Below are 10,550 nucleotides of genomic sequence, written 5' to 3'. Positions count from 1 at the left end.
CGTGTGCTCTTCCGATCTCGACCTGTCGCGCCGGCTCGATCGTGCCGGGCGCGGCGGCGCGCAGGCGGCGCGCGAGCGGCTCGACAAATCCGCCCGCCTGCTGGAGAGCTACAGCTATCGCGGCACGCTGGCGCGCGGCTTCGCCGTGGTGCGGCTGGCGGGCGGCGCGCTGGCAACCCGCGCCGCCGAGGTCGCGCCGGGCGCCGCGTTGGACATCGAACTTGCCGAGGGCCGCCTCGCCGCCCGCGCCGAAGGCCCCGCCGGGGCCGCGCCGGAGGCCCCGCGCCGACGCAAGCCGCCCGCGAAAAAGAACCAGGACCCCCAGGGGTCGCTTTTCTGACCCTCAACGCCCGAACACAGGAATCCCCGCCCATGGCTGACAAAAAAGGCTACTGGATCGCTCATGTCCACGTCACCGACCCGGCGCAATACGCGAAATACGTTGCCGGGTCGAAGCGCGCCTTCGACAAATACGACCTGCGTTTCCTCGCGCGCGGCGGCGCCTGCACGGAACTGGAGGGCGCCCAGGGCCGCGAGCGCCATGTGGTGATCGAATTCGCCAGCTACCAGGACGCGCTCGATTGCTACGCCTCGCCCGAATACCAGGCCGCGCGGGCGTTTCGCGAAAACGCCGGCATCGCCACCCTGACCATCGTCGAGGGCGCCTGAAATCAGCGCCGCCATTGGCCCACAGGTCAGACGCCGGCGCCCGGCGCCGCGCATTGCACGGGACGAGGCGACTGGGCGACCACCCGCAGGCGTTCATCCTGCGGCGAGCCGACGAGGCGCGCGAACAGCCCCGCCGCGTCGCGCCAGAACCCCCAGCACAGGGTCAGCCGCGGGTCGTCGGCATAGGTGAAGCACAGATCATCGTCGCGCGCGATCCAGACCCCGCGCACGCAGCGCCCGGCGGAATCCTGCCAGATCACCTTGCCGCCGGCCAGATACTGCTCGGCGCCGTAGAGCGCGTCCTCGCCGCCCTGCTCGGCGAAGAACAGCGTCGTGCCCTCGGCATAGGCGCGGAAGGCCTCGGGGGCGATGCGGGTCGCGCCCGGATCATCCCCCGCCGCCGTCAGCGCCGCCAGGGCCAGCGCCAGAACCGGAAATCCCGAACCCGCCCCGGTCATCGCAGGCGAAACGCCGCGGTTTGCGGGTCGAGGCAGATGCTGTCGGAACAGATCTGCACGGTCAGCGTCACCTCGTCCCCGTCGGGCGTGAAGGGCACGGAGATGTCGCCCTCCAGCACCGTCACGGGGTCGTCCGAAAACCCCAGCGGGGCGGGCTGCCCGGCGGGCCAGTCGGCGTCGGCGCCCTCCAGCGCCGCGCCGATCAGCCAGTCCGGGCCCGGATCCGGGGCGTTCAGGTGCCAGCCGGGCGCCAGGCGCAATTCCAGCCGCCAGCCCCCCCCGCCGCCATCGCGCTGCGTGCGCAACACCTGCGCGCGCGCGACGCCGCCCGCCAGCGGGCGGCGCGCGGCGCTTTCGCCCTCCGCCAGCACCCGCGCGCCGATCAGCGCCTGGGTGCGCATGGTGGGGATTCGCGCCATCTGGCCCGAGATCGCGCCCTGCAGCCGCTTGGCGGCGCTGCGCCATTCGGGATCCGGGCTGCGCCGGTCCAGCAGCGCCAGCAGTTCCAGCGCCGAGGATTCGCCCGCCGGCGCGGCCCCGTCCTCGGTTTCGAAGATCGGCCCCAGCGGCCCGTCCGCCTGGGCCATGCGCAAGCGTCCGTCCGCTTCGCCGAACCGCGCCAGCATGTCCCTGGCCAGCGCCTCGGCGCGGGCCAGCCAGTCGGGATCGCCGGTGGCGTCATGCAGCGCCAGCAGCCCCAGCCCGAACCAGGCGTAATCCGGCAGGCCGCCATCTTCCAGCGCCGCGCCGCCGGCATGGATGCGCTTCAGCCCGCCCGCCTCGGTCCAGAGCCGCGCGGTCACCGCGTCCGCCGCCCGCGCCGCCGCCGCCACGTAGCGCGGCGCGCCCAGCGCCGCGCCGCCATCGGCCAGCGCCCGGATCATCAGCCCGTTCCAGCCGGCGATGACCTTTTCGTCGCGCAGCGGGCGGGCGCGGGCGTCCCGGGCGCGGCGCAGGGCGTCGAGCAGCGGGTCGAGCCGGGCGAAATCCGGGGTCTCGCCGGGGCTCAGATGCGCGACCGGGCCGGCCTCGATGGTCGGCGGCTCGTCAAGCCCGAGGGTCTCGACCGCGTAATCCCCCGCATCCCCCAGCGCCGCGCGGGCGGCCTCCGGCGGCCAGACATAGAAGGCGCCTTCCTCCAATTCGCCGCGCGCGTTGATGCTGTCGGCGTCCTCGGCGGCGTAGAAGGCGCCGTCGGGCGCGCTCATGTCGCGCAGCGCATAGTCGAAGGCGCGGGTCGCGGCGCGGGCGTGGACCGGGTCGCCGGCGGCCTCCCAGGCCTCGACGAAAGCCCGCGACAGCAGCGCCTGATTGTAGAGCATCTTTTCGAAATGCGGGGTGCGCCAGTTGGGGTCCACCGTGTAGCGGTGAAAGCCGCCGCCCACCTGATCGTGGATGCCCCCGGCGGCGGCGGCGTCAAGCGTGGCGGTGACGATCTCCAGCCCCGCGCCGGTGCGCCGCCAGTGATCGAGCAGGAACAGCAGAAAGCCTTCCTGCGGGAATTGCGCGGCCTGGGAAAACCCGCCCTCCAGCGCGTTGTGCACGGCTTCGAGCTCGGCGGCGGCGGCGGCGTAGACCTCCGCGCCGATGGCGGCCTCGCCGCGCGCCGCGGAATGCCGGGCGATGGCGTCGGCGACCGCGTCGGCGACGCGCAGGATCTCGCTGCGGTCGTCCAGCGCCCAGGCGTCGCGCACCGCCGCCAGCACCTGCATGAACTGCGCCCTGGGATAGTAGGTGCCGGTGTGGAACGGCTTGCCCTCGGGCGTCAGCCACAGCGAATTCGGCCAACCGGAGCTGCGGTTCTGCAATTGCGTGGCGAGGATGTAGATGCGGTCCAGATCGGGGCGCTGTTCGCGGTCGATCTTGATGGGGATGAAATTGGCGTTGAGCAGGGCGGCGACCTCCTCGTTGTCGAAGCTCTCCTCCTCCATCACATGGCACCAGTGGCAGGTGGCGTAGCCGATGGACAGGAAGATCGGGCGGTCCAGCGCCTGCGCCTCGGCCAGCGCCTCAGGGCCCCAGGGGCGCCAGTCCACCGGGTTGTGGGCGTGCTGCAGCAGATAGGGCGAGGCCTGTTCGATCAGTCGGTTCACATAGCGCGCGCGCCCGTCGTCGAGCAGCTGCGTGCGGGGGCGGTAATCCGGCCCCTTGGCGGCGTAGACGGCTTCGAGCCGGGCGGTGAGGCCGGCGGGGCGCGCGGCGCCGGGGGGGTCTGCGGACATGAGCGGCGCTCCGGTCAGGATCAGGGCGAGGGCGACAAGAACTGGGGCGAGAATTGGGGCGAGGGCTGGGGTCGCGAGGCGCATGGGTCTCTCCGGTGGGTTGTCCGGCCTGCGCGGGCAGCCTAACCCATGGCGCAGGAATGCGATATCACATACCTGCGCGCCAATGGCGGATCGGGATCCGCCCTACGCCCTGCACGGGGCGGCGGCGCGCCGGTCCGGGCGCGGCGGATCTGCATGCGCCTGGCGGATCCCGCGCCGACAACGCCTGCCGGGCCTTGCGCCCCGCGCCGCCCTGCGTAGGGTGCGCGCAAAAGGGAGACGGCCATGGATCGCACCGGGACCGAGACCGACGGCGCGCCCGGCGACCGGCTGGCGCGCCGGGCGCCGTGGCTGATGCTCGGCTACATGGCGGCGCTGGCGGCGCTGCGGCTGTGGCTGTCGCCGTTTCTGGAGGTGGACGAGGCGCAGCTGGTCGGCCAGACCGACCTGCGGATGGTCTACGGCCATTCGCACCCGCCGCTCTACAACTGGCTGACCGCGGCGGCCCTGCGGCTGACCGGCGATTGGGCGGGGGCCTCGGCGCTGGTGCGCTACGGGCTGACGGCGGCGTTCCACCTGCTGATCTGGGACGCGGCGCGCCGTCTGGGCGGGCCGCGGGCCGGGCTGCGCGCGCTGGCGGTCTCGGCCTTCCTGCCGCAGATCGTCTGGATGGCGGCGGTGACCCATTCCAACACCACGCTGGCCATGGCGGGCATGGCCGGGATGCTGCACGCGCTGACGCTGATCTATCTGGGCGGCGCCGTTCGCGGCGGCGGCGCGGCGTTTCTGTGGCTCGGCTTCGCCGCCGCCATGGCCATGGGCGCGAAGTTCAACGCCGGAATCGCCATTATCGGCATGCTGGCGGGCGGCGCGATGGTCGCCGAGACCCGGGCGCGGCTGTTCACCCGGCGGCTGTGGCTTGGCCTCGCGACGTTCCTGGCGCTTGCCGCGCCGCAGCTGGTCGCCGCCGCCCTGGATCTGGAACGCAGCGCCGGGCGCATTGAAAAACTCTATCGCGACAGCGCGTTGCCGGACCTGCCCGGGATCGGCCTCGACGGGGCGCTGTCCTTCGCCATCGCCGCGCTGGCCTGGACCTGGCCGCTGCTGCTGGTCTGGGGCGCGGCGCGCTGGCGGGGCGAGGCGGCGCCGGGCCCGGGGCGCGACATCGCCGGCCCGGCGATGCGGGCCGTCGGCTGGGGCATGGCGATCTCGATGCTGGCGCTGCTGGTCATCGTGCTGGTCGCGGACATGCACGTGGTGCGCGAACGCTACCTGTCGCCGTTGCTCGCGGCGCTGCCGGTCTGGGTGGCGCTGCGCTGGCGGTTCGCCGCGCGCTGGCCCTTCGCGCTGGCCGGGATCGCCTATCTGGCGGTGCTGCCGGGGATGGCCGCGATGACGCTGTTCGGGGGCCATGAATGGGGTCGCCCCTACGACGCGCTGGCGCGGGCGCTGCCCCCGGCGCTGATCGCCGGCGCCCCGGTCCTGCTGGGGGACCGCCCGGCGACGGCGGCGAATTTCGCCATCGCCGCCGCGCGGCAAGGCGTCGCCGCCGAAGCGCGCCAGCGCAGCGACATCGCGCGCATCGATCCCGCGCGCCCGGTTCTGCTGCTCTGGCGCGGCCCCGGGGCGGCCCCGTCCAGATCCGTCGCGGCGCTGGAGGCGCGGGGCTGGCGGGCCGTGGGCGCGCCGGCGCGGATCAGCGCCCCGGCGACGGTCTACGGCAAGGATTTTCGCTATTCGGCGCTGCGCTTCGCCCCACCCGGATCCCGGCCTGATTCCCCATCCGGGGCGTCATCCGGGCCGGCGCCCGGGCCAGCGGCGCGATAGCCGCCTCAGATCTGCTTTTCAGGCATCCGCACGATCAGGCCGTCAAGCTCCGGCGTCACCTTGATCTGGCAGGTGAGGCGCGACGTGGCGTCGGGCTCGTAGGCGAAATCGAGCATGTCCTCCTCCATGTCCTCCTTGGCCGGCAGCTTGTCGACCCAGGCCGGGTCAACATGCACATGACAGGTGGAGCAGGCGCAGGCGCCGCCGCAATCGGCCTCGATGCCGCGAATGTTGTTGTCGCGGGCGCCCTCCATGACGGTCAGGCCCTCGGCCACGTCCACGACATGCTCTTTGCCGCTGAATTCGATATAGGTGATCTTGACCATGTGTCCGGACCCTCGTTTGCGTTGCCGCCCTGCATAATCCGCAGGCGCGCGGGACGCCAGAGTCAATCCACGCGTCACTGCGCGCGTCAATCCGCCCCGGGGGGATGTTCGGGGGGCCTGCCGGGAGGCGCATCGGGCGACTCGTCAAGGGGCGCATCGGGGGCATCGCCCGCGATCCCGCCGCCATTCGCGCCCGTCGTCCCCGAGGCCCGCCCGATCGGCAGCGCCGTTGCGGCGCGCGCCGAGCCGATCGACGGGGCCGAGCCCCAGTCGGCGTGATCCGGCGGCGCCTCGCGGCCGTTGACGAAGCGCCAGGCGAACAGCGCCGCCGCCAGCCCCACGCCCGCCCCCGCCGCCGCCTGCGCGTAGATCACCCCGGGGGCGAGGAACGGCGCCGCGAACAGCCCCAGCGCCACCGGGATCGCCAGCGCGTCGCGCGACCAGTTGAACAGCGTCGAATAGACCGGCCGCCCCAGGTTGTTGAAGGCGGAGTTGGACACGAACAGGATGCCCGCGAACACGAACCCCCCGGCCCCCACATGGCCGAACACCCGCACCACCTCGGCCCCCTGCGCCGACAGGCTGAACAGCCCGGCGATCAGGTTCGCGCCCAGCGCCAGCAGCCCCCAGACCGCGAACACGTAGACGCAGCAGAAAATCAGCGCGTCGCGAAACGCCCGGCGCACCCGGTCCATGCGCCGGGCGCCGTAATTCTGGCCGATGATGCCGCCGATGGCGCCCGACAGCGCGAAGATGCCGCCAAAGGCCAGCACGGTCATGCGGCTGACCACCGCCCAGCCCGCCACCGCGCTGTCGCCGTATTGCGACATCGACTCGGTGAGCAGGAAATTGCCGAACGGCGTGGACAGCTGAGTCAGCGTCGCCGGCGCCGCCACCACCAGCACCGGCGCCATGTCCCGCGCCGTGCGCGCCAGGCTGAACGGCGCCGCCAGATCATGCACCCGGACGATGAAATGCAGCGCCAGCAGCGCCGACAGCCCGCGCGACAGCGACATGGCGGTGGCCGCGCCGTCGACGCCCAGATCCAGCCCGAAGATCAGCAGCGGGTCCAGCGCCACCGCCGCCAGCCCTGCCGCCATGGTCACCAGCATGGACCGGCGCGCGTCGCCCTCGGCGCGCAGGATCGACGATCCGGTCATGCCGATCGCCACCAGCGGCAGCGACGGAAGGGTGATGGCCAGGAACCGCGCCGCCACCTCCAGCGCCTCGCCCCGCGCCCCGGCCAGCGCCAGCAATTCGCGCCGCCAGACCAGCACCGCCAGCGCGCAGACGATCATCAACGCCACGGTGGTGGTCAGCGCCGAACTGGCGTAGCCCCGCGCCGCCTCCCGGTCCCGCGCCCCCAGCGACCGGCTGACCAGCGCCGTCGCCGCGATGGCGAAGCCGATGCCCAGCGACACGGTGAAGAACTGGATGGTCCAGGCGTAGCCGATGGCCGAGGTCAGGCCCTCGTCCCCCAGCAGCGACACGTAGAACAGGGTGACGAAATCCACCAGGAACATGAAAGTCAGGCCCAGCGAGCCGGTCATGGTCATCACCACAACGTGGCGCATGGTGGACCCGGTGGTGAAACGCCCATGGGGCGCGGCGCCGGCGCGCGGCGTCGCGGATCGCGCCGACCCGGTCATGCGCCGGCCCGCGGCCGCGGGCCGGTTGCGACGGCGCGGCTCATCGCAGTCCGGTCCAGGCGAAGGCGCGGCGCAGCGCGCCCGGGGCGTCGGTCTCGATCATCGCGCCATGGGCGATGACGATGCGCGCGGGATTCCAGGCGATCATCGTCTCCACCGCCGCGCGCACGGCCCGCCTGCGCCCCAGAAAGGTCAGCCGCAGGTCGCGCGGCATGCCGCCGTTCGGCGCCAGCACGCCGCCGATCCTCATGATCCAGCGGGTCAGCGCGCCGCCGATCTTGGAGGGCTCGAAATTCTCGATCATGTCGGTGAGGATCAGCGTGCGCGAGCGGCGGTGGAAGAACTCGACCTCGGTCATGTAGCCGCCGATGGTCAGGATCTGGTCGATCTGGCCCGCCCACAGCGCCGGGGCGGCTTCGCCCAGATCCTCGTCCACGCGGGCCCGCCCGGCCGCCGCCCCGGCGACCTTCGGGGCGGCGAAAACCCGCGCCCGCGGGTAGGCCGCCTGCCAGTCGCCCAGCCACCGCCAGTGCAGCCGGTTGGGCGCGACCAGCGCGCGCACCGGGCCCAGCGCGTCGATCTCGGCGCGCAGCGCCGGGGTCATTTCGGTGGGCGAATGCAGCCACAGCCCGCCATCGTCGAGCCGCACCACCGTCATGCGGGTCGAAAACGGCAGCGAGCCCACCCACAGGTATTTCATCGCGATCACCGGCCCGTCGACGATCCAGATGTCCTCGGCCAGCGGCTTCAGGGCGTTGAGCGGCGCATAGGGGGCGATCTTCAGCATGGCGGCTATTGCGCGGGGCGCAGCGCCGGGCCGCGCGCGAACACGGTTTCGCGCCCCGGCGCGGGGTGGCGCGGGATCATCAGCGCCAGCGCCAGCGAGACCACCGCCATGCAGGCCGCCAGCGCGAACACCGTCATGGGCGAGATCAGCCACAGATAGCCCAGCGCCGCCGGCAGGAACACCGCCGCGATATGGTTGATGGTGAAGGCGACGGCGGCCGTGGGCGCGATGTCGCCCGGATCGGCGATCTTCTGGAAATAGGTCTTTTGCGCGAAGGCCAGCGCGAACAGCAGGTGATCGATCACATACAGCGCCGCCGCCAGCGCCGCGCCCCAGGCGAAGTAGAACAGACCCGCATAGGCCGAAAACACCAGCGTCAACCCCATGTATTCCAGGATCAGCGCCCGGCGTTCCCCGAATCGCGAGATCAGCCCGCCCATGATCGGCGCGAACACCATGTTGGCGATGTAGTTGATCATGAACAGCGCCGTCAGCTCATGCACCTTGAAGCCGAAGCGCTCGACCATCATGAAGGCGGCGAAGACCACGAATATCTGGCGCCGCGCGCCGGCCATGAACTGCAGCAGGTAATACAGCCAGTAGCGCCGCCGCAGCACCATGGTCCGGCGCTGCACGTGACGGGCCTCGAATCGGGGATAGGCGAGCCAGGCGACGCCGGCGATCAGGATCGTCACCCCGCCGCCGGCCAGATAGATGCTCTCGTAGCTCAGCCCCAGGGTGGCCCAGACCGTGACGATCAGCCCGTAGGCCAGCAGCGAGGCCGCCGAACCCGCGGTGACGATCCAGCCCAGCACCTTGGGCGCCTGCGCCTTGGGCAGCCACTGCAGTTGCAGCGACTGGTTCACGGTTTCATAATAATGAAACCCCAGCGACCCGAGGAACGTGGTCAGCAGCAGCCCCTGAAAGCTCGGGAAATACGCGGTGATCGCCACCGCGACCCCCAGCGTGATCAGCGCGATGTAGGCCAGCGTCTGCTCGCGCACCAGCAGCAGCACCGCGATCACCCCGACGGCGAGAAACCCCGGGATCTCGCGCACCGTCTGCAGCCAGCCGATATCGGCGCCGTCGAAGCTTGCGGCCTCGATGACGAAATTGTTGAGCAGCGCGCTCCAGGTGGCGAAAGCCAGCGGCATCGCCGCCGCCATCAGGATCAGCAGCGCCACGGGGCGGCGCCAGAACGGCAGGCTCTGCGCCTCGCCGACGGGGAAGGGACGAGATTTCATAAGGCTCCCTTACGCCTGTTTTCGCCTCAAGGCGAGACCGGGGGCGCATTTTTCATGGCCGGGCGAGCGGCGAGACGGGGCGACGCCGCCCCGACGGGGATTTCGTTCATCCCGCCATGCCATCCTTGGCCGTGCGCCGGGCCCCGCGCGCGTTGCGAAATCCACACATGCATATATCTGCATGATTTCGGTCAAGGCGCCGCGCCGGCGAATCAGGCATCTTCGCGGATCAGACGCGCCGCGGGCCGAGATCGGGGACCAGGCGCCGTCGGGGCGGAGGAACCAGGCATGGATCTCGAATTCCTGTTCGACATTTTCGGCGAAAGCGGCGTCGCCGCGCTCGGCGCGCTGATCATCGGCATGATCTTCGGCGTCGCCGCGCATCGCAGCCGGTTCTGCCTGCGCGCGGCGACGGTGGAATTCGCCTCCGGACGGTTCGGGCCGCGCATGGCGGTGTGGCTGCTGACCTTTTCCACGGCGCTGTTCTGGACCCATCTGCTGATCGCGCTGGAATTCATGGACATAACCGAGGCCCGGATGCTGGCCGCGCCCGGCTCGATTTCAGGCGCGGTGATCGGCGGGCTGATCTTCGGCGTCGGCATGGTGCTGTCGCGCGGCTGCTCGGGGCGGCTGCTGGTGCTTTGCGCCACCGGCAACATGCGCGCGCTGCTGTCCGGGCTGGTCTTCGCCGTCACCGCGCAGATGAGCCTGCGCGGCGCGCTCGCCCCCCTGCGCCAATGGCTGGCCGGGCTGTGGATCACCGGCGGCTCGAATATCGAAATCTCGGGCTGGCTCGGCCTCGGCGACCGCTTCGGGCTGTATCTGGGCGCGGCGGCGGCGGGGCTGGCGCTGATCATCGCCTTTCGCAACCGGGTTTCGGCGATGACCCTGTTCGCCGGATCGGGCGTCGGCTTCGCCGTGGCGCTGGGCTGGATGCTGACCTACACGATTTCGATCCAGGCCTTCGACCCGGTGCAGGTGGAAAGCCTCACCTTCTCCGGCCCGTCGGCGGACACGCTGATGTTTTTCCTGACCCCCGATCGGGAGGTCGATTTCGCCGTCGGCCTGGTGCCGGGCGTGGTGATCGGCGCCTTCGTCTCGGTATGGCTGGCGGGCGAATGGCAATGGCAGGGCTTCGAGGGCGCGGCCAACATGAACCGCTACCTCATCGGGGCCTTCATGATGGGCTTTGGCGCCATGCTGGCCGGCGGCTGCGCCATCGGGGCCGGGGTCACCGGCACATCGGCGCTGGCGCTGACCGCCTGGATCGCGCTCACCTGCATGTGGATCGGCGCGGTGGCCACGGACCGGCTGCTGGACCATCCG

General features: G+C 71.6%; 10 protein-coding genes. 4 read left to right on the top strand and 6 right to left on the bottom strand.

Going from position 1 to position 10,550, the window contains the following annotated elements:
* Together AC1HC7_RS06535 and AC1HC7_RS06530 are read left to right on the top strand one after the other, a co-directional pair.
* Positions 1-340, top strand: a 340-nt coding sequence (locus AC1HC7_RS06535; protein WP_479498813.1) for an exodeoxyribonuclease VII large subunit, incomplete at its 5' end; no start/stop codon positions are given.
* A gap of 32 nt (positions 341-372) precedes the next feature.
* Complete coding sequence (locus tag AC1HC7_RS06530; protein WP_479497428.1) at positions 373-669, top strand: DUF1330 domain-containing protein; 297 nt, start codon at positions 373-375, stop codon at positions 667-669.
* Between the two features lie 26 nt (positions 670-695).
* On the opposite strand, the gene AC1HC7_RS06525 is transcribed toward AC1HC7_RS06530, so the two are convergent.
* A complete protein-coding gene (locus tag AC1HC7_RS06525; RefSeq protein ID WP_479497427.1) occupies positions 696-1,127 on the bottom strand; it encodes a hypothetical protein in 432 nt (143 codons plus the stop codon).
* On the bottom strand, positions 1,124-3,349 hold the full coding sequence (locus AC1HC7_RS06520) for a DUF255 domain-containing protein (protein WP_479498812.1): 2,226 nt from the start codon (positions 3,347-3,349) through the stop codon (positions 1,124-1,126). The genes AC1HC7_RS06525 and AC1HC7_RS06520 overlap by 4 nt, the downstream gene beginning before the upstream one ends.
* Positions 3,350-3,676: 327 nt before the next feature.
* On the opposite strand from AC1HC7_RS06520, the gene AC1HC7_RS06515 reads away from it, so the two are divergent.
* Positions 3,677-5,218, top strand: coding sequence for an ArnT family glycosyltransferase (locus tag AC1HC7_RS06515; RefSeq protein WP_479498811.1), 1,542 nt, complete (start codon positions 3,677-3,679; stop codon positions 5,216-5,218).
* Positions 5,219-5,223: 5 nt separating this feature from the next.
* Here AC1HC7_RS06515 and AC1HC7_RS06510 read toward each other — a convergent pair whose 3' ends face one another.
* From AC1HC7_RS06510 to AC1HC7_RS06495, 4 genes are all read right to left on the bottom strand, one after another.
* Entirely contained in the window at positions 5,224-5,544 is a 321-nt protein-coding gene (locus AC1HC7_RS06510; protein WP_479497424.1) for a 2Fe-2S iron-sulfur cluster-binding protein, read from the bottom strand.
* An 86-nt stretch (positions 5,545-5,630) separates the two neighbouring features.
* Positions 5,631-7,193 carry an MATE family efflux transporter gene (locus AC1HC7_RS06505; protein WP_479497423.1) on the bottom strand — a complete coding sequence of 521 codons (1,563 nt, stop codon included), beginning with the start codon at positions 7,191-7,193 and terminating at the stop codon, positions 5,631-5,633.
* 40 nt (positions 7,194-7,233) lie between these two features.
* Positions 7,234-7,980: a DUF4336 domain-containing protein gene (locus AC1HC7_RS06500; protein WP_479497422.1), complete on the bottom strand. Its 747-nt coding sequence runs from the start codon at positions 7,978-7,980 to the stop codon at positions 7,234-7,236.
* 5 nt (positions 7,981-7,985) lie between these two features.
* Complete coding sequence (locus AC1HC7_RS06495) at positions 7,986-9,224, bottom strand: MFS transporter (RefSeq protein ID WP_479498810.1); 1,239 nt, start codon at positions 9,222-9,224, stop codon at positions 7,986-7,988.
* Between the two features lie 288 nt (positions 9,225-9,512).
* Here AC1HC7_RS06495 and AC1HC7_RS06490 point away from each other — a divergent pair.
* Positions 9,513-10,550 (top strand): YeeE/YedE family protein (locus tag AC1HC7_RS06490; protein WP_479498809.1); only part of this gene is annotated, 1,038 nt, incomplete at its 3' end.

The organism is Oceanicella sp., from assembly GCF_056449545.1.
The sequence above is the reverse complement of the archived record's forward strand: the minus strand, read 5'-3'. Positions and strand labels throughout refer to the sequence as shown.

Excerpts from the sequence above, each read along its gene's own strand:
- AC1HC7_RS06530 (WP_479497428.1), top strand. The coding sequence starts at position 373 with ATGGCTGACAAAAAAGGCTACTGGATCGCTCATGTCCACGTCACCGAC.
- AC1HC7_RS06525 (WP_479497427.1), bottom strand. The coding sequence starts at position 1,127 with ATGACCGGGGCGGGTTCGGGATTTCCGGTTCTGGCGCTGGCCCTGGCG.
- AC1HC7_RS06520 (WP_479498812.1), bottom strand. The coding sequence starts at position 3,349 with ATGTCCGCAGACCCCCCCGGCGCCGCGCGCCCCGCCGGCCTCACCGCC.
- AC1HC7_RS06515 (WP_479498811.1), top strand. The coding sequence starts at position 3,677 with ATGGATCGCACCGGGACCGAGACCGACGGCGCGCCCGGCGACCGGCTG.
- AC1HC7_RS06510 (WP_479497424.1), bottom strand. The coding sequence starts at position 5,544 with ATGGTCAAGATCACCTATATCGAATTCAGCGGCAAAGAGCATGTCGTG.
- AC1HC7_RS06505 (WP_479497423.1), bottom strand. The coding sequence starts at position 7,193 with ATGACCGGGTCGGCGCGATCCGCGACGCCGCGCGCCGGCGCCGCGCCC.
- AC1HC7_RS06500 (WP_479497422.1), bottom strand. The coding sequence starts at position 7,980 with ATGCTGAAGATCGCCCCCTATGCGCCGCTCAACGCCCTGAAGCCGCTG.
- AC1HC7_RS06495 (WP_479498810.1), bottom strand. The coding sequence starts at position 9,224 with ATGAAATCTCGTCCCTTCCCCGTCGGCGAGGCGCAGAGCCTGCCGTTC.